This is a genomic window from Aeromonas sp. 602658 (assembly GCF_049173005.1).
Taxonomy (GTDB): Bacteria; Pseudomonadota; Gammaproteobacteria; order Enterobacterales; family Aeromonadaceae; genus Aeromonas; species Aeromonas veronii_A.
In genome coordinates, this window is record NZ_JAAKRF010000002.1 from 46,453 (window position 1) to 68,554 (window position 22,102).

General features: G+C 59.9%; 23 protein-coding genes and 1 riboswitch. Of the genes, 16 read left to right on the top strand and 7 right to left on the bottom strand.

The window, feature by feature from the left end:
• The first annotated feature begins 94 nt into the window (after positions 1-94).
• The 11 genes from G5253_RS02490 to G5253_RS02540 all read left to right on the top strand — a co-directional run bounded on the left by G5253_RS02490 (position 95) and on the right by G5253_RS02540 (position 9,597).
• A complete protein-coding gene (locus G5253_RS02490; RefSeq protein WP_266134087.1) occupies positions 95-1,375 on the top strand; it encodes a GGDEF domain-containing protein in 1,281 nt (426 codons plus the stop codon).
• 35 nt (positions 1,376-1,410) lie between these two features.
• Positions 1,411-1,824 (top strand): VOC family protein, encoded by a 414-nt coding sequence (locus G5253_RS02495; RefSeq protein ID WP_167572379.1) that lies wholly within the window; start codon positions 1,411-1,413, stop codon positions 1,822-1,824.
• 101 nt (positions 1,825-1,925) lie between these two features.
• Complete coding sequence (phoB, locus tag G5253_RS02500) at positions 1,926-2,615, top strand: phosphate regulon transcriptional regulator PhoB (RefSeq protein ID WP_026457670.1); 690 nt, start codon at positions 1,926-1,928, stop codon at positions 2,613-2,615.
• An 8-nt stretch (positions 2,616-2,623) separates the two neighbouring features.
• Complete coding sequence (gene phoR / locus G5253_RS02505; protein ID WP_266134086.1) at positions 2,624-3,919, top strand: phosphate regulon sensor histidine kinase PhoR; 1,296 nt, start codon at positions 2,624-2,626, stop codon at positions 3,917-3,919.
• Positions 3,920-4,097: 178 nt separating this feature from the next.
• Complete coding sequence (locus G5253_RS02510) at positions 4,098-5,072, top strand: PstS family phosphate ABC transporter substrate-binding protein (protein ID WP_216951835.1); 975 nt, start codon at positions 4,098-4,100, stop codon at positions 5,070-5,072.
• 181 nt (positions 5,073-5,253) lie between these two features.
• Complete coding sequence (locus G5253_RS02515; RefSeq protein ID WP_266134085.1) at positions 5,254-6,060, top strand: M48 family metallopeptidase; 807 nt, start codon at positions 5,254-5,256, stop codon at positions 6,058-6,060.
• The gene (locus tag G5253_RS02520; protein WP_064337029.1) at positions 6,048-6,554 is read left to right on the top strand and encodes a GNAT family N-acetyltransferase; all 507 of its coding nucleotides are present in this window, start codon (positions 6,048-6,050) and stop codon (positions 6,552-6,554) included. The genes G5253_RS02515 and G5253_RS02520 overlap by 13 nt, the downstream gene beginning before the upstream one ends.
• A gap of 108 nt (positions 6,555-6,662) precedes the next feature.
• Positions 6,663-7,565: an ROK family protein gene (locus G5253_RS02525; protein WP_266134084.1), complete on the top strand. Its 903-nt coding sequence runs from the start codon at positions 6,663-6,665 to the stop codon at positions 7,563-7,565.
• Positions 7,566-7,606: 41 nt separating this feature from the next.
• On the top strand, positions 7,607-8,332 hold the full coding sequence (locus G5253_RS02530) for a copper homeostasis protein CutC (RefSeq protein ID WP_005338406.1): 726 nt from the start codon (positions 7,607-7,609) through the stop codon (positions 8,330-8,332).
• Positions 8,333-8,482: 150 nt separating this feature from the next.
• On the top strand, positions 8,483-9,094 hold the full coding sequence (locus G5253_RS02535; protein WP_005338405.1) for an FKBP-type peptidyl-prolyl cis-trans isomerase: 612 nt from the start codon (positions 8,483-8,485) through the stop codon (positions 9,092-9,094).
• A 188-nt stretch (positions 9,095-9,282) separates the two neighbouring features.
• Entirely contained in the window at positions 9,283-9,597 is a 315-nt protein-coding gene (locus G5253_RS02540; protein ID WP_005338404.1) for a DUF2845 domain-containing protein, read from the top strand.
• Positions 9,598-9,649: 52 nt separating this feature from the next.
• Here G5253_RS02540 and G5253_RS02545 read toward each other — a convergent pair whose 3' ends face one another.
• Positions 9,650-9,868 (bottom strand): DUF1107 family protein, encoded by a 219-nt coding sequence (locus G5253_RS02545; RefSeq protein ID WP_005338403.1) that lies wholly within the window; start codon positions 9,866-9,868, stop codon positions 9,650-9,652.
• Positions 9,869-10,071: 203 nt separating this feature from the next.
• Here G5253_RS02545 and yfcD point away from each other — a divergent pair, with 203 nt between their 5' ends.
• Positions 10,072-10,554 (top strand): NUDIX hydrolase YfcD, encoded by a 483-nt coding sequence (yfcD, locus tag G5253_RS02550; protein ID WP_266134083.1) that lies wholly within the window; start codon positions 10,072-10,074, stop codon positions 10,552-10,554.
• A gap of 83 nt (positions 10,555-10,637) precedes the next feature.
• On the opposite strand, the gene G5253_RS02555 is transcribed toward yfcD, so the two are convergent.
• Positions 10,638-11,564: a phenylacetate--CoA ligase family protein gene (locus G5253_RS02555; protein ID WP_266134082.1), complete on the bottom strand. Its 927-nt coding sequence runs from the start codon at positions 11,562-11,564 to the stop codon at positions 10,638-10,640.
• Positions 11,565-11,690: 126 nt separating this feature from the next.
• Here G5253_RS02555 and G5253_RS02560 point away from each other — a divergent pair, with 126 nt between their 5' ends.
• Both G5253_RS02560 and G5253_RS02565 read left to right on the top strand, forming a co-directional pair.
• Complete coding sequence (locus G5253_RS02560) at positions 11,691-12,164, top strand: peroxiredoxin (protein ID WP_100646526.1); 474 nt, start codon at positions 11,691-11,693, stop codon at positions 12,162-12,164.
• Between the two features lie 125 nt (positions 12,165-12,289).
• Positions 12,290-13,258 (top strand): calcium/sodium antiporter, encoded by a 969-nt coding sequence (locus G5253_RS02565; protein WP_266134081.1) that lies wholly within the window; start codon positions 12,290-12,292, stop codon positions 13,256-13,258.
• A gap of 68 nt (positions 13,259-13,326) precedes the next feature.
• On the opposite strand, the gene G5253_RS02570 is transcribed toward G5253_RS02565, so the two are convergent.
• Positions 13,327-14,493, bottom strand: coding sequence for a type III PLP-dependent enzyme (locus G5253_RS02570; RefSeq protein WP_227341106.1), 1,167 nt, complete (start codon positions 14,491-14,493; stop codon positions 13,327-13,329).
• A gap of 507 nt (positions 14,494-15,000) precedes the next feature.
• A riboswitch (glycine riboswitch) is annotated at positions 15,001-15,116 on the top strand.
• A gap of 107 nt (positions 15,117-15,223) precedes the next feature.
• On the opposite strand from G5253_RS02570, the gene G5253_RS02575 reads away from it, so the two are divergent.
• A complete protein-coding gene (locus G5253_RS02575; protein WP_005338391.1) occupies positions 15,224-16,600 on the top strand; it encodes an alanine/glycine:cation symporter family protein in 1,377 nt (458 codons plus the stop codon).
• Positions 16,601-16,714: 114 nt separating this feature from the next.
• Here the strand turns inward: G5253_RS02575 and G5253_RS02580 are convergent, their stop codons facing one another.
• Complete coding sequence (locus G5253_RS02580; RefSeq protein WP_266134080.1) at positions 16,715-17,431, bottom strand: lipoyl protein ligase domain-containing protein; 717 nt, start codon at positions 17,429-17,431, stop codon at positions 16,715-16,717.
• 100 nt (positions 17,432-17,531) lie between these two features.
• Positions 17,532-18,929 carry a nucleobase:cation symporter-2 family protein gene (locus G5253_RS02585; RefSeq protein ID WP_266134079.1) on the bottom strand — a complete coding sequence of 466 codons (1,398 nt, stop codon included), beginning with the start codon at positions 18,927-18,929 and terminating at the stop codon, positions 17,532-17,534.
• A 246-nt stretch (positions 18,930-19,175) separates the two neighbouring features.
• Between G5253_RS02585 and G5253_RS02590 the strand changes: the two genes are divergently transcribed.
• Positions 19,176-20,297: a GGDEF domain-containing protein gene (locus G5253_RS02590; protein ID WP_005349944.1), complete on the top strand. Its 1,122-nt coding sequence runs from the start codon at positions 19,176-19,178 to the stop codon at positions 20,295-20,297.
• 33 nt (positions 20,298-20,330) lie between these two features.
• Here G5253_RS02590 and G5253_RS02595 read toward each other — a convergent pair whose 3' ends face one another.
• Positions 20,331-20,579: a YciN family protein gene (locus G5253_RS02595; protein WP_266134078.1), complete on the bottom strand. Its 249-nt coding sequence runs from the start codon at positions 20,577-20,579 to the stop codon at positions 20,331-20,333.
• A gap of 123 nt (positions 20,580-20,702) precedes the next feature.
• Positions 20,703-22,082 (bottom strand): MATE family efflux transporter, encoded by a 1,380-nt coding sequence (locus G5253_RS02600; protein ID WP_266134077.1) that lies wholly within the window; start codon positions 22,080-22,082, stop codon positions 20,703-20,705.
• Positions 22,083-22,102: the final 20 nt, after the last annotated feature.

Here is a 22,102-nt window from a genome sequence, read left to right on the forward strand (position 1 = left end):
ATAGAGCCCTGTTATCATGGGCCATCTGGCAGCAACGATCGGTTGTCTGCCCGAGTGAATAGCTGTGCCTTCATATTCAGGGGTTAGGGTAAGCATGATCGCGTCCGGTTCCCGTTTGGCCGAGTCACTATTCTGGTATCTGCTGGCGCTCACCGGTTGTGCCATCCTGCTGTTCGAGTTCGGGCCAGAGCGAGTTCTCGATATCAAGGAGTGGCCGCTCTCCATCACAGTGCAGCAGCCACGGGATGCTGGGCCGGGGGCGGTGCGCTATCAACCCTCGGCGGATGATCATCCCGGAGTGGTCTGTACGTTAACCGCCAATCCCGCCAGCTACCCAAGTTGCGGCCTTATCCTCACCCTGACCCCCCGTGACAAGGGGATTAATCTGACCCGTTTTGGCACACTTCATATCCGTTTGAGCGTAACCGGGGCTGGCGAGCAGGATTGGCGCTTGTATCTGCGCAACTACAATCCGGTCTATGACCGGGTTGATGAGCCTGAGCAATCCAAGTTCAACGAGATCATTTTTCGGCCGGCGGATTACGGCCGGGATCACGAGGTGCCACTGGATGTGTTTACCCCGGCGACCTGGTGGATCACCCGTTACAATGTGCCGTTGCAGCAGCAGGGGGCCAATCTGGATCGGGTTTATGCCATCGAGGTTATGGCTGGTTCAGATATGCCGCCCGGTAAGCATGGCGTGGTGATCGAAGCGCTGCAGTTTCACGGTAGCTGGCTCGATGCCACCCTCTTCTATCGGCTGATCCTGTTTGTCTGGTTTCTTTACGGTTGTACCGTTTTTCTGATCAACCACCTTTTGATGAAGCAGCGCTTGCAGCATGCCCATCAGGCCAAACTGGAGGCCGAGGCGCTCAACCGGACCTTGAGTGAAGAGAATCGCCGCTCCCGCGAGGAGGCCTGTTATGATGCCCTGACCGGCGCCCTCAACCGGCTCGGCGGTGAGCGACTGCTGCTCGAGATAGGTGAGCAGCCCTGCACTCTTGTCTATATCGATGTGGATCACTTCAAACAGATCAACGATAGCCATGGCCATCCGGTGGGAGACGAGGTGCTCAAACTGCTGGTCAGCGAGATCCTGCGCCACTGCGATCCCCTCTGCCATCTGGTGCGCTGGGGGGGAGAGGAGTTTGTGTTGGTCTGCCTTGATTACGATGAGTTGCGGGCGTGTATCCTGGCCGAGCGGCTGCGCACCCTGCTGGAGGCATCTCCCCATTGGCCGCTGGCCTTGCGGGTGACCGCTTCGTTCGGGGTGGCCGAGCGGGGGGGAGAGCCATGGGAATGCGTACTCAAACGTGCCGACGAGGCGCTCTATCAGGCCAAGACGCAGGGACGCAACCGGGTAGTGGCGCATTGAGGGCGGTAGCATGACATGTTAAAGACGAGAGCAAGATGACCAGACAATCTATTGGTGCCCTGACCCTGCTGGTGGCCGACTATGACGAGGCTATCGCCTTTTTCACCGAGGGGCTGGGGTTTGCGCTGCTGGAAGATACCCGGCTCGACGAACCGGGCAAACCGGGCAAACGCTGGGTGCGGGTTGCTCCCGCTGGCAGCTCGGGTTCCTCGTTGCTGCTGGCGCGGGCTGCGACCCCGGAGCAGCTGGCCGCCATTGGCAAACAGGGTGGCGGACGGGTATTTCTGTTCCTCGAGACCGATGACTTCTGGCGGGATTACCGGCGGATGCAGCAGTATGGTGTCCATTTTTGTGAACAGCCTCGACAGGAGTCCTACGGCACCGTGGTAGTGTTCGAGGATATCAGTGGCAACCGCTGGGACCTGCTGCAACGCGCTGCTGCCAACTGAATCTGAAAACGTTTATCATCCCGCCTGTCATAAAGTCATAAAAGTGTCACAGAAAATTCTAATAATTGGCGCACCCATCTTCACAGAGGAGAGAGAAGGGAATGGCTAAGCGAATTCTGGTGGTCGAGGACGAAGCACCGATCCGCGAAATGCTCTGTTTCGTGCTGGAGCAGAAGGGGTATGAGACGATTGAAGCGGAAGATTTCGCCGACGGACTGGCGAAGGTGCGTGAACCCTACCCGGAACTTATCGTGCTGGACTGGATGATGCCAGGCGGCAGTGGCATCCAGTTTATCAAACAGCTCAAGCAGGATGAGGTGACCCGCCAGATCCCGGTGGTGATGCTCACCGCCCGCGGTGAGGAGGAGGACAAGGTGCGTGGTCTGGAGGCCGGTGCCGACGACTATATCACCAAGCCGTTCTCGCCCAAGGAGCTCACCGCTCGCCTCCATGCGGTGATGCGCCGAGTCTCCCCCACCTCGGTAGACGAGGTGATCGAGGTGCAGGGGCTCAAGCTGGACCCCGTCTCCCACCGGGTCAGTGCCGAGGAGAAGGCGCTCGACATGGGGCCGACCGAATTCAAGCTGCTGCATTTCTTCATGACTCACCCCGAGCGGGTCTATAGCCGTGAGCAGTTGCTCAACAATGTCTGGGGTACCAATGTGTACGTCGAGGACAGAACCGTGGATGTGCATATTCGGCGCCTGCGCAAGGCGATTGAAGAGACAGGGCACGACAGATTGATCCAGACGGTGCGTGGAGCCGGATACCGCTTCTCAACCCGTCTCTAGAGGCAGTTATGTTGCAACCTTACGCCTGGCGGCGACAGTTGTGGCGAATGGCGTTTTTCTACGCCCCCTTCGCATTGGTTGGCTGGTTGATTGATCATCTTGCCCTCTGCCTGTTGGTGGCGGCAGTGTTGCATCTGGGCTGGCATTACCGTTTTCAGAAGCGGCTGTCTGATTGGCTGTGGCACGACCGCAGCCTGGTACCACCTAACGGCAGTGGCAGCTGGGAGCACATTTTCAACGGGATCTACAAATTGCAACAGCGTCACCGGGCTCGGCGGCGCGAGCTGGCGGGGCTGATCCGCCGCTTTCGGGAGGGGGCCGAGGCGCTGCCCGATGCGGCCGTGGTGTTTCGCGAAGATGGCAGCATCCTCTGGTGCAACCGGCTGGCAGAGCAACTGCTCGGTTTCCGCTGGCCGGAAGATGCAGGTCAGCACATTGGCAACCTGATCCGCCATCCTGCCTTTGCCGCCTATCTGGGGAAGGGGAGCTATGATGAACCACTGGAGATGACTTCTCCGATCAACGAAGAGAAGTTTCTCGAGTTTCGCATTATGCCCTACGCCTCCGATCAGGCGATGCTGGTGGTACGCGATGTCACCCGCCTGCGCAGTCTGGAGAAGACCCGCAAGCACTTTGTCTCCAATGTCTCCCACGAGCTGCGCACTCCGCTCACCGTGCTCAAGGGCTATCTGGAGATGACTGAAGATCCGCCCCCGCCTGCCATGTGGGCCAAGGCGCACCGGGTGATGATGGAGCAGACCATCCGGATGGACAATTTGGTCAACCAGCTGCTCACCCTGTCGCGCATCGAGGCGGCACCGACCGTTGATCTCTCCCATCTGGTGGACATACCTGCCATGCTCGGACTGCTGGAGCAGGAGGCGCGGGCGCTCTCGGGCGAACGGGCCCACCAGATCGAATTCATGGTGCAGCCAGACCTGTTTGTGCGCGGGGATAAGGAGCAGCTGCGCAGCGCCGTCTCCAATCTGGTCTACAACGCCATCCACTACACACCGGCAGGGCGCAAGATCAGCGTGGAGTGGCGCAAGCAGGGGGCAATGGCGCTGTTTGCCGTGAGGGATGAGGGGGAGGGGATTGCCCCCGAGCATCTGGCGCGGCTGACCGAACGGTTCTATCGGGTCGACAAGGCCCGCTCCCGCCACACCGGTGGCTCCGGACTCGGCCTTGCCATCGTCAAGCATGCCCTCAGTCATCATGACTGTCAGCTCGAGATTGAAAGTCGTGTCGGCCTTGGCAGTCGCTTCAGCTTCATGATACCGGCTCGTATGGTGGTGTTAAAATAGCCTTTTATGACAATGGGTTAGTAAATTCGAGAGGGCTACAATGCGGGCCCTCTCTGCATTTGTGCAACTTTGTTGTCATGTCATTAAAGTGTCACATTTAATCCATAAATTTGTCACTGCCAGGTCAGATACTGGCGCCGTCTTAAGAACGGACCTTCTGTAACTTTGGAGAGATTGGATGAAACTCAACAAACTGGCTGGTGTAATAGGATTTACCGCAGCAACCCTGTTTTCTGCCAGCACCCTGGCCTATGGTGTCGACAAGGATCTGCCGGATTACACTCCGACCAGCGGTATCTCAGGCAACCTGTCCTCTGTCGGCTCTGATACTCTGGCCAACATGATGACCCTGTGGGCAGAAGAATTTAAGCGTGTCTACCCCAACGTAAATGTCCAGATCCAGGCGGCCGGCTCTTCTACCGCACCGACCGCCCTGACCGAAGGGGTTGCCCAGTTTGGTCCCATGAGCCGCGCCATGAAGGCCGGTGAAATCGAAGCGTTCGAGAAGCGTTATGGCTACAAGCCGACCGCTATCCGCGTTGCCGTCGATGCCCTGGCGGTATTCGTCAACAAGGACAACCCCATCAAGGGGCTGACCATGCAGCAGGTTGATGCCGTTTTCTCCAGCACACTCAAGTGCGGCGAAGCCAAGGCGGCTACCAAGTGGTCTGATCTGGGTCTGGATGGCAGCTGGTCCGGCAAGGATCTGCAACTGTTCGGTCGCAACTCGGTATCCGGCACCTACGGTTACTTCAAGGAGCACGCGCTCTGTAATGGTGACTTCAAGAGCGGTGTGAACGAGCAGCCGGGTTCCGCCTCCGTGGTGCAGTCTGTTTCCGCTTCCCTCAACAGTATCGGTTACTCCGGTATTGGTTACGTTACCTCCGGCGTTCGTGCCATTCCGCTCTCCAAGGATGGCAAGACCTTTGTCGATGCTACTGCCGATAATGCCATCACCGGCAAATATCCGCTGTCACGCTTCCTGTACGTTTACGTGAACAAGCATCCGAACAAGCCGCTCTCTCCGATGGAGCAGGAGTTCGTCAAGATGATGCTCTCCAAGGCGGGCCAGAACATCGTTGCCAAAGATGGCTACGTACCGGTACCGGCCAAGGTGGTGCAGGCGGATCTGAAAAAGCTGGGCATCATGTAACCGCTTGCTGCCAGCATCTACTGATAAAACGAGCCCCAATCGGGCTCGTTTTGTTTTTGGTGACTGTCAGTTCTGTTAATAGCGCTGGATGGATGTTTTTCCGCCAGCCGGGGGCAGGTTCCCTTGCGTAGCAGGGCTGCATTTCCGAGAATAGGGCAACGTTATGGCAAAGGATCCCTTCATGATTGCGTCCCTCTCCAAGTTTGGCCTGGTAGCCCTCTGTAGTTCCCTGCTGGTCGCCTGCGCCCAGTCGCCGACTGGCCGCAGCCAGATGCTGCTCTACTCCCCCCAGCAGATGAACCAGCTTGGTGGCGACTCCTTCGAGCATATGAAAAAGCAGGAGAAGGTGAGCAAGGATGCCAAACTCAACGCCTATGTCTCCTGTGTCGCCAAGGCGGTGACCGCCCAGGTGCCGGCCAGCTATGGCATCACCAATTGGGAAGTGGTGGTGTTTGACTCCAAGCAGGTCAACGCCTTCGCCCTGCCCGGCGGCAAGATCGGGGTCTACAGCGGCCTGCTCAAGGTGGCCAAGAATCAGGATCAGCTGGCGACCGTCATCGGTCACGAGTTGACTCACGTGCTGGCCCAGCACTCCAACGAGCGACTCTCACGCAGCCAGTTGGCGGGGATCGGTCTGGCGGCTGCGGACATTGCCATGGGCACCAGCGAGTATCGCGGCGCCACTATGGCCGCCCTTGGTCTCGGGGTTGAAGTGGGGGTGATGCTCCCCTATGGCCGCACTCAGGAGAGCGAAGCGGATCGGCTCGGGCTTGAGCTGATGGCGCGGGCCGGGTTCAATCCGGCCGAGGCGATCCCCCTGTGGCAGAACATGAGTGCCGCCGCCGGTGGTAACACCCCGCCGCAACTGCTCTCAACCCACCCGAGCAACGAGAACCGGATCGCCGAGTTGCAGGCGCAACAGGCGCAAGTGCTGCCGCTCTATGAGCAGGCCCGCGCCAATGGTCTGGTGCCCCAATGCAAGGCATAAGCCTGCGCATGGCGCGCAGCGATGATGCCGCCGCCATGACGGTGATGCAGCGAGCCAGCTGGCTCGCTGCCTATGGCCAGGTGCTCGGAGCTGACCTGCTGGAGCAGCTGGACGTTACCGCTCATCTACAGATTTGGCAGAGCCGTCTGGCCGAGCCGGGCCCAAGGCCCATGCTGCTTTGTCTCGATGAGGTAGTGATTGGCCTGCTCTATTGGCAACCACAGCAGGAAGCGGGGCAGAGCCATGCCCTGATCCGCGCTTTTTACCTCCATCCCGACCACTGGCGACAAGGCTATGGCAAACGGTTGTGGCAGGCGGTGGCTATGCAGATGCGCCGCGCCGGTTGTCATAGCGTCAAATTGTGGCTGCTCGATGGCAACCACATCGGCGAGGGGTTCTACCTGCGACGCGGCTTCGTCTTTGACGGCGCAGAGCGCACCCTGATAAGCCTCGGGCAGCCCTGCCTGCAGCGACAAATGAGCCGTTTGCTCTGATCACTCTCCCGTTTTTCGCCTTCGGTCACTTTATTTTTTTTGCGAATTAATACAATGTCCCCCTTGGAACAGAGTTGGATAAACACGGGCTGACAAGGGAGTGCTGGCATGTATTACGGCTTTGATATCGGTGGCACCAAGATCGCTTTTGCGGTCTATGACGGTGCATTGAACCTCTGCCACGAGGAGCGCATGAGCACCCCGGGCAACGATTACGAGGGGTTGCAGCAGCTGATCCGCTCCCGGGTCGAGCAGGCGGATGCCCGCTTCGGCGCACGGGGCTCGGTCGGCATCGGTTTTCCCGGGGTCATCAACAGCCACGATCACAGCATAGTGGCGGCCAATCTGCCCTCCATCAATGGTCGCCATCTGGGCGCCGATCTGGCCGAGTTGCTGGAGCGGCCGGTCAAGTTGGATAACGACGCCAACTGCTTCCTCTGGTCCGAAGTGCATCAAGGGGCAGCTGACGGCGCAGGCAGTGCGCTCGGCGTCACCATCGGCACCGGTATCGGCGGCGCCGTCTATTTGGCGGGCAAGCTTATTCAGGGGCGCAACTGGCTGGCTGGCGAGATTGGTCACTACCCCTTGCCCGCGACCATGCTGATGAAGTACCCCGAGTTGCCCCGTCCCCGTTGCGGCTGCGGCCGTCTGGTCTGTTTTGAAACCTATGCCTCCGGCACCGGTCTGGAGCGTCTCTATCACCATTTCCATGGCCAGCGCGCCACGGGTCACCAGATTGTGGGACGCTTCGAGGCCCATGAACCCCATGCGGTCGAGACGGTCGACTGCTGGCTGGAGATCATGGCCGCCGGGCTTGCCACCGCCATTTCGGTGATTGATCCCGAAGTGGTGGTGTTGGGGGGTGGCCTGAGCGGCTTGCCCGCCCTCTATGAACAGCTGCCGCTGCGTCTGCCCGGTCACTTGTTGCCTGGGGTCGCCCTGCCCGAGATCCGCCAGGCCCGCTTCGGCGGTGCCGGTGGTGTGCGCGGCGCAGCCTTGCTCAATCTATGAGATCAGATGTGGGGTCTGATCTCCACGAAAAAGGAGTCCTCATGACCCGTCTTGAAATCTGTATCGACAACCTGGAATCCCTGTTCACCGCCCAGCAATCCGGGGCAGATCGCATTGAGCTCTGCTCTGCGCTGGGTCTGGGCGGCCTGACCCCCTCCTACGGTTTTATGCAGCAGGCGGCCCGCCATGCCACCGTGCCGGTTTATGCCATGATCCGCCCGCGTGCCGGGGATTTTTGCTTCAACGACGGCGAGTTCGAGATGATGCTGCAAGATATCGCGGCGGCACGCGCTGCGGGGCTGCAAGGGGTGGTGGTCGGTCTGCTGGATGAGGAGGGGCGGGTGCCTGCCGCCAAACTCAAACAGCTGGTGGATGCTGCAGGCCCGTTGGGGGTCACCTTCCATCGCGCCATCGACCTCTCCTCCGACTGGCGCCTCGATCTGGAGACCATAGTCGCGGCCGGTTGCGAGCGCATTTTAAGCTCGGGCCATGCGCCGACTGCGTTGGCTGGGCTGGAAACCCTGCAGGAGATGCAGCAGGCGCTGGCGGGGCGTGCCAGCCTGATGCCGGGGGCCGGGGTCAATGCCGACAACGTGCGTACTATCATCGAGTTCACCGGGGTGAGCGAAGTGCATATGTCCGGCATGGGCTGGCGCGGTGGCATGGTGCCGCACGGAGTGAATATGGGCACTTCGGATGATGGTCGGGTCAATATCACCGATGGCGCCAAGGTCGCTGCGGTCAGAGCCTTGCTGGATCGCGGTTAAGCAGATCGCCGCCGTTGGGCGGCGTTCATCCGCATCTTGTGTGAAGTTCCTCCCACTGACGGGGAAATCAGGGGCGCCCCCGGCAGCACCCCGGCCAAAAGTCTGATATTATCCCGCCTCTTTACTACATGGATCTGGAGCAACATCTCAATGTCCCAATACGACTCTATCGAACAGAAGGCCAGCTATGGCATCGGCCGCAACATGGGTGATCAGCTGGCGCAGCAAGCTTTCGCCGGTCTGGATATCCCGGCCCTGCAACAAGGTCTGGCAGATGCCCTGAATGGTCTGGAGTTCGCGGTCAGCCGTGACGATATCAATGATGCCTTCCAGGTGATCACTGCGCGCATGCAAGAAGAGCAGGAAGCCGCCGCCAAGGCCGCCGCTGCTGACGGCGAAGCCTTCCTGGCTGATAACGCCAAGCGCGCTGAAGTGAAGGTGACCGACTCCGGTCTGCAGTACGAAGTGCTGGTAGAAGGCAACGGTGCCGTTCCGGTAGCCGGTCAGTCCGTGCGTGTGCACTACCACGGTACCTTCACCCACGGTGGCGTATTCGACAGCTCCGTCGCTCGCGGCCAGCCGGCTGAATTCCCGGTGACCGGCGTGATCGCTGGCTGGGTTGAAGCGCTGCAGCTGATGCCGGTTGGTTCCAAGTGGAAGCTCTACATCCCCCACGATCTGGCCTACGGTGCCCGTGGCGCGGGCTCCATCCCGCCTTACTCTGCACTGGTATTTGAAGTCGAGCTGCTGGACATCCTGTGATCCTGCTGGCTTGATGCAAACGGCGACCCTCGGGTCGCCGTTTGTTTTTGGGTTATGTGATAGACAGCATTTGTCGCGACCAGCGGGCTGGAGAGCAGAAAAGGGCGGCACTTTTGCGCTTTTGACTGGTTTTTTCAGAAACGGGAACAGGCATACTGCGACTCATTAGAGAGGATAAGGAGAACCCGATGAGCAAGAAGATGAAGAAAGTAGCGGGGCTTGCTCTGTTGCTGCTGAGCATTCCGGCCAGTGCTGATGCCATGCGCTGCAAGAACGCCCTGATCACCGAGGGAGACACCACCGCCGAGATGCTGCTCAAGTGCGGTGAGCCGATGTTGCGTGAAGAGCTCAACCGCAACGAGGAAAACCAGTTTGGCAACATGGTGCAGGTCAAATATGGTGAACGCTGGACCTACAACTTCGGCAAGAACGAGTTCATGCGCTTTGTGACGGTGCGCAACGGCATCATTACCGATATCGAAAACGGCCCGCGCGGCCAGTAGCCGGCGGGCAAAGCATGGATGCACAACAGACAGTAGGGCAAGACCCTTTGACTCACATGTCCGGCAAGGGGTCGCGGTGACCAAGTTGTCTGACCGCCAGATTGATCTGGCGAGCCAGTCTTAGCCGCTGGCGGCAGGTCAGGCCATGGAGGCTGATCCTGCCCGCGTTGAATTCAAATGTCCCCAGCGACTCGATGGCAAAATAGCCTCGATGAAAGCTCTTGATGTAGCGAGCGATCTGCCGTGGGGATAACTGCTTGAATACCTTCATCACACGGTTCCCTGATTGCCTGGACAGGGCACACTATGGTGTCGGTCGATGACACTGATATGACGGTTTATAAAGATTTGCATGAATCCTTATTTTGCCAGTGAGCTCGGCAAATTGACGGCATCATCGAAAAAGTTGTGCCATGACAAACCACCGCACCGATATACTGCGGGCTTGAATGGAACAAATAAAAGGGCCTGTGCGTGGAATGGGTTGATGTGGTGGACGAGGATAACCGGGTGATTGGCGTGGCCGAGCGAGCCAAGGTGCGGCGGGAGAATCTCTGCCATCGCGCCAGCTATATTCTGGTGCTCGACGACGCGGATCGGATCCTGGTGCAGCGACGCACCCTCAGCAAGGATTTCTGCCCCGGCATGCTGGATGCCTGCGCTGGTGGCGTGGTCACCACCGGTGAGGAGATGGAGCGCTCCGCCCGCCGCGAGCTGGCCGAGGAGCTGGGGATTATAGATGTTCCTCTGCAGGGCTTTGGCAGCTTTTATGCGGAAGGGGAGGGCTACCAGGTCTGGGGTGGCCTCTTCAGTTGCCGTTATCAGGGGCCGCTGCAGTTGCAGGCCGAAGAGGTGAGCTCGGTGCACTGGATGAGCCTGGCCGAGATCGCGGAGCGTGCCAGCGAATTTACCCCCGACTCCCTGCTCGCCATCGACATTTGGCAGGCGAGACGCTGACAAGCGCCGCACATTTTCTTCGCCAGAGAGAAGACGGGCAGCCTGATGGCTGCCCGTCTGCCTTTGTGCATTTACTTGGTCTGCTACGCCAGCTTGAGGCGTCGGTTGGTGCGCCCGCAAGCGCTCGGCTTGGCGAGCCAGTGCCCTTGCCAGTCGGTGGCTAGGCGCAGCAATGGATACTCCAGGTCAAGCCTGGTCAGCACCAGCTGGCCGGTCTCGTCGCCGCTCACCGGCTCGCCGCTGGCGGGATCGATGATCTCGATGATGCAACTCTCGCTCACAATAAATCCCTCTCCTGGTCGGCTCTCGTAAGCCACTACCCCCACATCCTGCCACACCAGACAGTTGAGGGCCGCAATGCCGTGAATGGCGCGCAGCGGCGTGGTTTCCGGGTGAGTGGCTTCACACAATAGGGCGCGGCGCAGCGAGTCGGTCGGGATGTCGGCCGCTTCGGCCGCTTCCAGCAGATCGAGCAGGGTCACCAGCGGACCGACGTAGCCGGTGGGTTGATAGCGCAGCAGCGCCTCCAGTTGGCGCTGAGTATCGTGGGGCCCGCAAGGTACCACGGGGGCACCGAGCTGTCGGGCACCGTTATCGAAGATAAAGGCGGTGGGGCCGGCATGATAGTCGTGGCCATTGAGTATTACCTCACCCGGCTTGAAGCCGGCGGCAAAGAGCGCTCGAGCGGCCCCCCACCAGTCTGCTCCCGCATACTCGGGGATGGCCAGCTGGCCCGGACAGGAGAAGACCCGCAACGCCTGACTGGCGGGGCGGCCGGTGAGTCCGGCGAACGGAGGGTGAGCCTGCTGGGCGGCAAACAGCTCTTTGCTGTCGAGCAGTGGCAGGGTGGCCAGCTCTGCCAGATCCTCGAGGCGGCACTGGCGATAGACGCTGGAGTAACCGGCGCAATATTGACTGACATGGGTAAGCTGATGATTGAGCTGCTCCAGCTGCTGTTGTTCGCGCAAGGCGGGGGGGCGAATTTCCAGTCCATCGTAATAGTGCTGCATGAGGCTTCCTTGGTCGGCTGATCCTGCTCAAGGTTAGTTCAAATGATCCCGGCAAAGGGAGGTCTGTGTCACAGCTCGGCAGTGGGGTAGACTGGGGCCTCCTCCCTCCACTTAAGGACGAGCACAATGATTGCGATGGGTCAGACTCTGCCTTCGGGCGAATTTACCTTTATCACCGCCGAGGGCAAGCAGCTGCGGGATAGCCAGACGCTGTTCGCCGGTAAAAAAGTAGTGCTGTTTGCCGTGCCCGGTGCTTTTACTCCCACCTGCTCCAATGCCCACCTGCCCGGTTATGTGGTGCTGGCCGATCAGTTTATGGCCAAAGGGGTGGATGCCATCTGCTGTCTGTCGGTCAACGATGCTTTCGTGATGCGGGCCTGGCAGACGGCCCAGAATGCCGAGGCGATCACCATGCTGGCGGATGGCGACGGCAGCTGGACCCGGGCGTTGGGTCTGGCCAAGGATACCGGCGCCTTTGGAGGTATCCGCGCCCAGCGCTTTGCGTTGATCGCCAACGATGGCGTGGTCGAGCAGCTGTTTGTGGAGGCGCCTGGCAAGTTTGAGGTCTCCGATGCCGCGAGTCTGCTGGCTGTGCTGTGAAATGTTAATCGCAGTTTGATTTTCCCTTGAAATGGGAGGCTGGCTCGTTACACTGGCGCCACTTTTGAATTGGGTCAGGAGCTTGTCCTGACTCTGTTGCTTACTGGCGATGGGATGGAGATGTTATGACCCTGGCTGTTGTTGCCCTGATTGCCGGACTGGCGCTGCTGGTCTGGAGTGCTGACAAGTTTGTGGATGGTGCTGCGGCGACCGCCCGTTATGCGGGGATGCCACCGCTGCTGATCGGCATGGTGATCATCGGTTTTGGTACATCGGCCCCTGAGATGGTGGTCTCGGCGCTGGCGGCGTCACAGGGCAATCCCGGGTTGGCGCTTGGTAATGCCTATGGCTCCAACATCACCAATATCGCGCTGATCCTGGGTCTGACGGCACTGATCAGCCCTATCGCGGTGGCCTCTCAGGTAGTGCGCAAGGAGATCCCCATCCTGCTCGGTATTACCCTGCTCTCAGGTGCCCTGCTGATTGATGGTCATCTGGGCCGGATGGATGCGGTCATTCTGGGGGCCGTCTTCGTTGCCCTGATGGGCTGGTCCATCTGGGCTGGCATGAATGGCAAGGGAGATGCGCTGGATACCGAGACCGCCGAGGATATCGAGAGCGAGGGGATGTCCATCAAGAGCGCCGTTTTCTGGTTGGTGGTCGGGCTGGTGCTGCTGATCGGCGCTTCCCGCCTGTTGGTCTGGGGGGCGGTGACCATCGCTCAGGCGCTTGGTATCAGCGATTTGGTGATTGGTCTCACCATAGTCGCGATAGGAACCTCCCTGCCGGAGCTGGCTTCGTCTCTCATCGCCATTCGCAAGAACGAGCATGATCTGGCCCTTGGCAACGTGCTGGGCTCCAACCTGTTCAACACCCTGGCGGTGGTGGGGATCGCGGCGGGTATTCATCCGTTGGATGTGGCGCCGGAAGTGCTCTCCCGCGACTGGAGCATCATGATGGGGTTGACCCTGCTGCTGCTGGTGATGTGTCTGGGCCGCAAGGGGCAGGGCCGTATCAACCGGTTGGAGGGGGGCGTGCTGCTCACCTGCTTCGTCGCCTACACCGGCTGGCTGCTGACCAGTCAGTTCGTCTAGCCAGATCTGGCAAGATAAAACGAAAGAGGGGAAGCCTGGCTTCCCCTCTTTGCATTCAGGTGTCGGTCTTAAGCGACGGCCACCAGTTTCTGCCCCTTCTGACTGCTGTCCAGAATCAGGATGCTGGCCTTGGGGAAGAAGTTGAAGGTGGAGGCGGAGGCCCAGGTGTAGGCGCCCATCACCTTGCCAACCACCAGTTCGCCGATAGCTAGGTCCGGCAGCATGATGCCATCGCGGATCACATCCACGCTGTCGCAGGTGGGGCCTGAGAGTACCGAGTTATGCAGCTCGCCACTGGCATAAGGCGTGCTCACCGGATAGGTGACGTGGTCATAGAGCTGGCCGTTGTAGCTGCCGTAGAGGCCATCATCCAGGTAGTACCAGATCTTGTCGCCACGGTGGGCCTTGCCCATCACGCTGGATACCGAAGTCATGGCCGGCGCACTGATAAAGCGGCCCGGTTCGGCAATCTTCTGCACGGTGGCGGGCAGCTTGGCCAGTGCTTCGCGGATCGGCGCGCAGAAGCTGTCGATATCGAACTCGCCCCCCTCATAGTCGACCGGGAAGCCGCCGCCGATATCCAGCACCCAGGGCTTGAGCCCGAGCGCCCAGGCCTGCTCCATGATCTCGCGGCAGGCGTCGATAGCCTGTACATGGCGACGGGCGTGGGGTACCTGAGAGCCGACGTGGAACGACAGCCCCATCACCTTGATCCCCTTGGCGTGGGCCAGTTGCAGCAGCGGCAGCGCCTGCTCCGGAGTGCAGCCGAACTTCTTGGAGAGATCGACCTTGGTCTCGGGGTTGGGGAAGCTGACCCGCAGCAGCAGTTTCACTTCGTCCTTGTAGGGAATGAACTTCTCCAGCTCCAGCGGGTTGTCGTAGACAAACACGGTGCAGCCGAACTCCAGCGCATAACGGATATCGCTGTCGCGCTTGATGGGATGGGTATGAATGCAACGTCCCGGGCGAACCCCCTGACTGCGCACCAGATCCACTTCGCCATTGGTGGCCAGATCGAAACAGGCCCCCTCTTCCTTCAAGACAGAGACCACCGCCTCATGGGGCAGGGGCTTGAGTGCATAGTGCAATCGTACATCGGGCAGGGCGGCGGCTAGGGCCCGATACTGTTTGCGGACGGCTGCCTTGTCGAGCAGCAGCAGGGGGGAACCGAATTGTTCAACCAGCTGACGGTAATCTTGTGCGACCACATCTTTTGCAACCAGGGCGTCGTTCATTCTCTTTTGGTCATCCTTAGGGGGCGTGATATGCCCAAGCCATATGCGATTGAACCGGCGACGGCCGGGTCAGGCGAGCGGTCCGGTGGGACCAACCGAACACAGTGCATAAATTGATGGCAGAGTGCTTGGTTATGCAGCGGATTATCGGCTTATTGATTCTGTGCGCAAGCATTTTGATTGGATATGTCAGCAAGATTTTCTTGGCGAAACGAGAGGGATCACTGTTCTCTATCCGCCATTTTTCCCGTTTGGGCCACATTTGATCCGTGAGAGCCTAACTTGTTGATAGTTAACCAACATTTAACATTCTTGCCGCAGTTCTGGCGGTCACTAAAAAAATATAAATGGGGGCAGCCAAGTGCGAGACAGCTCACATTTTTTGGATTAACATGCCGACTTCCTAATCCAAACTAGTTCGGATGAAGGTAGCAGGAGAGCGATGGGCAACCATCCACCGAAGAAGTGAATCTTTCAGGTACCGGGCAACCGGTATGGACTGCTACTGGACGATACTCTGGAGAGACCCGTTAAATCGGGCGCCGAAGGAGCAAGGCACCATGACTACCCGCAAGGGCAGGCTGGCGCCGGAAACTCTCAGGCAAAAGGACAGAGGGGATGGGATGGTTGTACCTGGGCTTGGCCCGCATCCGATCGCCTCTGGCCGATCGTGACACCTATGGGAAGATCATCCTTCTCCTCCTTAATTTCTGTTTCTTAAGGAGGATGCATGTCATCAATTCAATCGGCGTTAACCGCCATCGATAGCTTTATCTGGGGGCCGCCCCTGCTGATCCTGCTGGTCGGGACCGGTATCTACCTCACCCTGCGTCTGGGTCTGCTTCAGGTCGTGCGCTTGCCGCTCGCTCTGCGGCTGGTTTTTGGTCGCGATCAGGGGCAGGGCAAGCAGGGGGATGTCTCCAGCTTCGGCGCCCTCTGTACCGCCCTCTCTGCCACCATCGGTACCGGCAACATCGTCGGGGTGGCTACCGCCATCAAGCTCGGCGGCCCCGGTGCCCTGTTCTGGATGTGGATGGCGGCACTGTTCGGCATGGCCACCAAGTATGCCGAGTGCCTGCTGGCGGTGAAATATCGCGAGCAGGATGCCAACGGCCAGATGGCTGGCGGCCCCATGTACTATCTGGAGAAGGGGCTCGGTTCCAAGCCGCTGGCCAAGTTGTTTGCCCTGTTCGGCATCGGCGTGGCTTTCTTCGGTATCGGTACCTTCCCGCAGGTGAACGCCATCAGTGATGCCATGAGCCTCTCCTTCTCGGTACCCCGTGAAGCGACCGCCGTGGTGCTGACCCTGATCGTGGCGCTGGTGACCCTGGGGGGGATCAAGTCCATCTCCAGCGTGTCGAGCAAGGTGGTGCCCTTCATGGCCATCTTCTACATCGTCGCCTGTCTGGGCGTGCTGGTGAACAACGCCAGCGCCCTGCCCGATGCCGTCATGCTGGTTATCGAGAGTGCCTTCACCGGCCATGCGGCGACCGGCGGCTTCGTCGGTGCCAGCATCATGCTGGCTATTCAGTCCGGGGTGGCGCGCGGGGTCTTCTCCAACGAGTCAGGGCTGGGCTCTGCCCCCATCGCGGCGGCGGCAGCCAAGACCGATTCGTGCGTGGAGCAGGGGCTGGTCTCCATGACAGGTACCTTCATCGACACCATCATCATCTGCACCATGACCGGCCTGACCCTGGTGGTGACCGGCGTGTGGAGCGGCGACGCAAGCGGCGCGGCCATGACCAGTCTGGCCTTTGCCCAAGGGCTCGATGCCCATGTCGGTCAGTATCTGGTGAGCATTGGCCTCCTGTTCTTCGCCTTTACCACCATCCTTGGCTGGAACTACTACGGCGAGCGCTGCACCGAGTATCTGTTTGGGGTTAAGGCGATCAAGCCCTATCGTCTGGTCTATCTGGCGCTGGTAGCGAGCGGCGCTTTCCTCCATCTGGATATGATTTGGCTGCTGGCTGATATCGTTAACGGCCTGATGGCGGTGCCCAACCTCATCGGCCTGATTGGCCTGCGCCATGTGGTGATCGCCGAGACCCGCGCCTACTTTAGCCGGGATCTGGATAGCGAAGCCGAGCCGGAGCCGCAGACGGCCTGAGCGCCTCGGCCCGTTTCACGTTCCCCTTGAAAAGAACAAGCCACGACTCCGGTCGTGGCTTTTTTGTGCGTTGTGTCTAAGGATGGGGACTATCCCTCTCCCTTCGGGATAAGGTCAGGATGAGGGAGATAGCCCCTCGCTCAGCAGGCTATCCAGATGTGCTCGCACTTTCTCTACCAGTGCCTGATCGCTACCGCGCCAGCCGATGCAGCTTGCCAGCGTGGTGGAGGTTCCCGCCATAAAACGCAGCTCGCCGCCCGCCAGCTCGTAGAAGCGGCTCGCCTTCCTGGTTCCCTCATCCACATCACCCGCCACCAGCAGCATGGCTTGTGCCAGCACGGCGCCCTGGTGATCTTGCCCCGGCGCCAGCCAGCGCTGGGCAGTGCCGGTGATCTTGCGTCCCCCGATCACCAGATTGTACTGACCATCGCAAAAGGATCCGGGCACGAAGTCATAGCTTCCCTCAAGGCCGTACTCCGCCAACAGGGTCAGCAGCGGCGCCCCCAGCAGCCGGTAGTAGTGGGCGAGATCTGTGGTGGTGCGGGGCAGCAGCAGGGATAGGTTGAGGATCCCCGCACCGTGGGGCACGGCGGTACCGCCACTGTCGCGCACATGTACCGGCCAGCCTTCAGCTGCAAGTTGCTGGCAGGCGGCTTCGTAACGGGGGAGGCGGGTATCCTTGCGAGTGACAATCAGGCATTGGGGCGCCTGCCAGAGGTGAGCGCGGGGCTGGCCGTCATGGGCACAGTCGCGCAGCCAGTGCTGCTCTTGCGCCAGTATCTGTGCGGGTGAAGCGGTATCGGGAAGGGGGGAGAGCAGGCGATAGGGCATGGCGGCATCCTCAAAAAAGGCTGCCCAGCACACTACCCGTGGCGACTGGCAAGGTAAAGCCCCGCAAGTGCGGGGCTGTTTGCTATCGGTAGGCGATCTCTTAGGAGTGGCGCGCTTCGCGCTTGGGCAGCAGCAGGTTGAGCACGATGGCGGTAATGCCACCGGTGGCGACGCCGTAGGAGAGCACGCTCTTGGCCAGCTCCGGCAGGTGTTGCAGCACTTCCGGCACCTGCGCGACCCCCAGCCCCATGGCCAGCGACACCGCCAGGGTCATCAGGGCGCGGCGATCCAGCTCCTCGCGGGCAATGATGCGCACGCCAGCGGCGGCGATGGTGCCGAACATCACGATAGTGGCGCCCCCCAGCACGGGCTCGGGGATCTGCTGTACCAGGCTGGCGACCGCCGGGAACAGGCCGAGCAGCGCCAGCATGGCGGCGATAAAGAGACCGACGTGACGGCTGGCGACGCCGGTCAGCTGAATGACGCCGTTATTCTGGGCGAAGGTGGACATGGGGAAGGTGGAGAACACCGCCGCCAGCATGGAGTTGGCGCCATCAGCCAGCACGCCGCCTTTGATCCGCTCCATATAGACAGGCCCTTCCAGTGGCTCGCCGGAGATATCCGAGGTGGCGGTCATGTCGCCGATCGCTTCGAGCGCCGTCACCACGAAGATGATGGCGAGCGGCACGAACAGCTGCCAGTCAAAACCGAGACCGTAGTGGAGCGGAATGGGCACCATCACCAGGGGGCCATCGAAGGTGGGGGCGCTCACTTTGCCCAGCAGCAGCGCCACGGCATAGCCCGCCAGCATGGCGATCATGATGGCGGAGAGGCGCAACCAGGGGTTGCGACTGCGTTGCAGCAACACGATAAGGCCGAGTACCAGCAGGGAGAGGAAGAGGTTGGTGTGACTGGCGAAGCTGCCATCAGAGAGGGCTGCATAACCGCCGCCCATGCTGATCAGGCCCACTTTGATCAGGGTCAGGCCGATCAGCAGCACCACTATGCCGGTCACCAGCGGGGTGATGATCCGTTTCACCAGATGGAGGAAGCGGCTCATCACCACGATAGTGAGTGCGGCAACCATCATGGTGCCAAACAATGTGCCCAACAGATCCTCGGTGGGCATGGCCGCCTGTTTGAGGGCGAGACCGGAGGCGATGATGGGGCCAAGGAAGTTGAAGCTGGTGCCCTGTACCGAGAGCAGGCCGGAACCGATGGGGCCGAAGCGGCGGGTTTGAATGAAGGAGGCGATGCCGGACATGACCAGCGACATGGAGACGATATAACGGGTGTCGGCGGCAGGGAGGCCGAGGGCATTGGCGATAATCAGGGGCGGGGTAATGATGGCGACAAACATGGCGAGCATATGCTGCAGGGCGGCGAACAGCGTCTGGGGCAGAGGCGGGACATCCTCTATGCCATAGACCAGTTCGCTATGGGCTCGCCTGGGTGGATGTGCCTCTCGATTGGCGCGTGTGACAGCAGCCTGTTCCATAAGTACCTCGAATTGTGTGGGGAGGGGGAGAAAATTGGGCGCTATTGTAGTGATTGAAATGAGGCTGACCAGCGCTAATTATGCAAAAAAAGGTTTATTTTTTGATGGGTTGAAACGTTTGCGTGCTGCGATTATCATCTGTCGGTTTGTGTGACCGACCTCTCCTTTTTATTCTCCCCGCTAATGACATTTTTACCACTTTGTAGGTGTAGAATGAGCCCTCAGTATTCATCGTGGAGACTCTGGATGCTCAAGTTGTCAGAGTTCTGGAGTGCGAGGGTTCACTCCGAAGACTTTACTCGTACTCGCATGGGCTTTATGACGGTGCGTTTGCGCCTGCTGACCTGCTTGCTGATGCTCGGACTGCCCGCCTGGGCCGTGGTGGATTGGTTGACCTTGCCCGCCGTTCATTTCGAGCAGCTGTTTCAGGCCAGGATCTTCTGCACCCTAGCGCTCTCGCCACTTATTCCGCTCTCGTACCTCATCCACTTCAAGCGGGAACGGATGAAGCTGGCCCTTGGCTATCTGATGGCCGTGATGATGCTCTTCTCCCTCTTCTGCCTGAACAGCTTTGGCGCGGGACAGGAGTTGCAGGCGGGCTATGCGGCCTTTCCCTATCTGCTGATCACCCTGTTTGCCATCTTCCCCATCCCCCTCTCCCTAGGCTTGCAACTGGCAGGTGTGGTGCTGGTGACCATGCTGCTGGGTCACTGGCTGCTGGTGGGCCAGAGCATCTGGAGTCAGGCCACCCTGAATCAGGTGTGGGTGCTCGGCATGTTTACCATGGCCAGTTGCTGGGTGCAGTGCGGCCAACTCAACATGCTGCTGCGGCTATATCGGGAATCGACCACCGATGAGCTGACCGGCATGATGAACCGCCGCCTGCTGATGAAGCAGCTGGAGCAGGCCAGAATCCGGCTGCAACTCAAGAAGAAGCCCTTTGCGGTGATGCTGCTGGATCTCGATCGCTTCAAGCGGATCAACGATATCTACGGCCATCTGGCGGGGGATGCGGTGCTCAAGGAGGTGGCGACCACCCTGGGGGAGCAGCTGGAGCCTGACATGGTGCTGGGGCGTTATGGCGGCGAAGAGTTTGCCATCCTGATGCACAACTGCGCCGATCCGGCACTGGCGAGCAAAATGGCCGAGCGGCTGCGCATTGCCGTCGAGGCGCGTCTGGTGAAGAGCCCCACCTCGGACGAATTGCTGGAAGTGACGGTGAGTATCGGAATTGCCATGGCTCGTTCCGATGACACCATCGATATTCTGATCAACCGTGCCGACGAGTGTCTCTATCAGGCCAAGATGGCGGGACGCAACTGCGTGGTGGTCGAGGGGCAGAACCGCGCAAAAACAGATGCCGCCTGAGGGCGGCATCCTGTTGGCAATGAGCTGGCGAGATCAGGCCAGCTTGTACTTGCCGGAGAGCTGCTGGGCCAGCAGCTTGAACATGTTGAAGACTGCCATGGTCTTGCCGGTCGGGGTGCCATCTTCGGCCAGGAAATACTCCCCCTTGAACACCAGAATATCCCCCTTCTGCTCCACCGAATCGGCGCACATACCGTGGATGAAGTCTTCATGCTCTTTGATGATCTTGTTGGCCATCTCAAGCAGGGCCGTCTCGGTGATCAGCTCTTTCTGTGGTTGCATGCTCGTCTCCTTAAACGACTACTGGACAGGGAGATCGTGGATCCCTGTCTCTGATTGAAGAGGCGCCCAGAATACTGCAAACAGGGTTTTTCTGTCATTGATATGACCCCGATTTGTGGCTGTTTATCCGATCACCAGATTCTTCAACCAGCAGCGTTGGCGAATACGGCGCTGCACCAGCAACACCTTGCTGAACTCCTCAAGCAATACCACCGCCACCACCCAAGAGAGGGGCCAGCCGAGCAGCGTGACCGCCACCCAGGCGAGCGGGATGCCGATGCACCACATGCCGACGATGTCGATAAAGATGCTGTAGTTCACATCGCCGCCAGAGCGCAGCACCCCGATGATCCCTACCATGTTGAACACCTTGAGCAGCATCCCGAGACACATGATGCCGAGCACCTGTCCCGCTTCCGTCATCAGCTCGGGGGGCAGGTTGCCGACCCACTGCAGCAGGTTGGCTTGCAGCAGCCAGACGATGATCCCCACCAGTAGCGCGCCAATCGGTGCCAGCAGCAGGAACAGCTGGGAGTGCTGCCAGGCGACCTCGTACTCCTCGGCCCCGAGCCGATGGCCGAGCAGGGTGGAGCAGGCCACCGCCAGTCCGAAGAAGAGGGAGATCAGGATGCTCTCCAGGGTGCCGAGTGTGGTCATGATGGCCAGCGAATCGGTGCCAAGATGGGCATAGAGAAAGCCGTAAATCAGCATGCCGAAGGCCCAGAGGCCGTCATGGAACAGCAGCGGCAGGGCGATCAGGGTAAAGCGCACCACCTCCTTGCGCTTGAAGGCGGCCAGCCAGTCTGGTGCACGCGGGATCAGGCGCGCCTCATAACACTTTACGTAGAGCAGCAGCAGGGCTGTCTGCAGCAGCCGGGAAATGGTGGTGCCCCAGGCCGAACCGGCCACCCCCATTGCCTCGAAGCCGAAGTGACCGAAGATGAGGGCGTAGTTGAGGATGACGTTGGCGATGATGGCGATAATGCCGATCCGGGTCGGCGCGGCGGCATTGCCCACCGAGCGCAGGGCTGATTCCAGCGGCACCACGATGGCGGTACAGAGGATGGTGGCGCCGGTGATCATCAAGAATTGATCCGCCAGTGCCCGCAGTGCCGGATCCTGACTGGCAAAGCCGAGCACGCTGCCCGGTGATAACACATAGATGAAGGCAAAGGGCAGGGTGACCAGCAGGGCGCCCACTATGGCCAGCGCCAGGGAGCGGCGTACCCCGGCCATCTCCCCGCGCCCGAAGTATTGTGCTGCCAATACCGAGACCCCGCCCGCGAGGCCCGCTATCACCAGCAGATTGAAGAAGAAGACCCGGTTACCCAAGCCGACCGCCGCCACAGCCGTGGTACCAAGCTGGCTCACCATCATGATATCGATGAGGCCGAGCAGGGAGAACATCATGGATTGCAGCGAGACGGGCAGGGCCAGTCGCCACAATCGGGTCATGAACTCGCGATCGGTGGTTTGTTTTAAAATCGCTTGCCAATAATTCATAGTTGTTAACCGGGTATGAG

Excerpts from the sequence above, each read along its gene's own strand:
- G5253_RS02490 (WP_266134087.1), top strand. The coding sequence starts at position 95 with ATGATCGCGTCCGGTTCCCGTTTGGCCGAGTCACTATTCTGGTATCTG.
- G5253_RS02495 (WP_167572379.1), top strand. The coding sequence starts at position 1,411 with ATGACCAGACAATCTATTGGTGCCCTGACCCTGCTGGTGGCCGACTAT.
- phoB (WP_026457670.1), top strand. The coding sequence starts at position 1,926 with ATGGCTAAGCGAATTCTGGTGGTCGAGGACGAAGCACCGATCCGCGAA.
- phoR (WP_266134086.1), top strand. The coding sequence starts at position 2,624 with ATGTTGCAACCTTACGCCTGGCGGCGACAGTTGTGGCGAATGGCGTTT.
- G5253_RS02510 (WP_216951835.1), top strand. The coding sequence starts at position 4,098 with ATGAAACTCAACAAACTGGCTGGTGTAATAGGATTTACCGCAGCAACC.
- G5253_RS02515 (WP_266134085.1), top strand. The coding sequence starts at position 5,254 with ATGATTGCGTCCCTCTCCAAGTTTGGCCTGGTAGCCCTCTGTAGTTCC.
- G5253_RS02520 (WP_064337029.1), top strand. The coding sequence starts at position 6,048 with ATGCAAGGCATAAGCCTGCGCATGGCGCGCAGCGATGATGCCGCCGCC.
- G5253_RS02525 (WP_266134084.1), top strand. The coding sequence starts at position 6,663 with ATGTATTACGGCTTTGATATCGGTGGCACCAAGATCGCTTTTGCGGTC.
- G5253_RS02530 (WP_005338406.1), top strand. The coding sequence starts at position 7,607 with ATGACCCGTCTTGAAATCTGTATCGACAACCTGGAATCCCTGTTCACC.
- G5253_RS02535 (WP_005338405.1), top strand. The coding sequence starts at position 8,483 with ATGTCCCAATACGACTCTATCGAACAGAAGGCCAGCTATGGCATCGGC.
- G5253_RS02540 (WP_005338404.1), top strand. The coding sequence starts at position 9,283 with ATGAGCAAGAAGATGAAGAAAGTAGCGGGGCTTGCTCTGTTGCTGCTG.
- G5253_RS02545 (WP_005338403.1), bottom strand. The coding sequence starts at position 9,868 with ATGAAGGTATTCAAGCAGTTATCCCCACGGCAGATCGCTCGCTACATC.
- G5253_RS02555 (WP_266134082.1), bottom strand. The coding sequence starts at position 11,564 with ATGCAGCACTATTACGATGGACTGGAAATTCGCCCCCCCGCCTTGCGC.
- G5253_RS02560 (WP_100646526.1), top strand. The coding sequence starts at position 11,691 with ATGATTGCGATGGGTCAGACTCTGCCTTCGGGCGAATTTACCTTTATC.
- G5253_RS02565 (WP_266134081.1), top strand. The coding sequence starts at position 12,290 with ATGACCCTGGCTGTTGTTGCCCTGATTGCCGGACTGGCGCTGCTGGTC.
- G5253_RS02570 (WP_227341106.1), bottom strand. The coding sequence starts at position 14,493 with ATGAACGACGCCCTGGTTGCAAAAGATGTGGTCGCACAAGATTACCGT.
- G5253_RS02575 (WP_005338391.1), top strand. The coding sequence starts at position 15,224 with ATGTCATCAATTCAATCGGCGTTAACCGCCATCGATAGCTTTATCTGG.
- G5253_RS02580 (WP_266134080.1), bottom strand. The coding sequence starts at position 17,431 with ATGCCCTATCGCCTGCTCTCCCCCCTTCCCGATACCGCTTCACCCGCA.
- G5253_RS02585 (WP_266134079.1), bottom strand. The coding sequence starts at position 18,929 with ATGGAACAGGCTGCTGTCACACGCGCCAATCGAGAGGCACATCCACCC.
- G5253_RS02590 (WP_005349944.1), top strand. The coding sequence starts at position 19,176 with ATGCTCAAGTTGTCAGAGTTCTGGAGTGCGAGGGTTCACTCCGAAGAC.
- G5253_RS02595 (WP_266134078.1), bottom strand. The coding sequence starts at position 20,579 with ATGCAACCACAGAAAGAGCTGATCACCGAGACGGCCCTGCTTGAGATG.
- G5253_RS02600 (WP_266134077.1), bottom strand. The coding sequence starts at position 22,082 with ATGAATTATTGGCAAGCGATTTTAAAACAAACCACCGATCGCGAGTTC.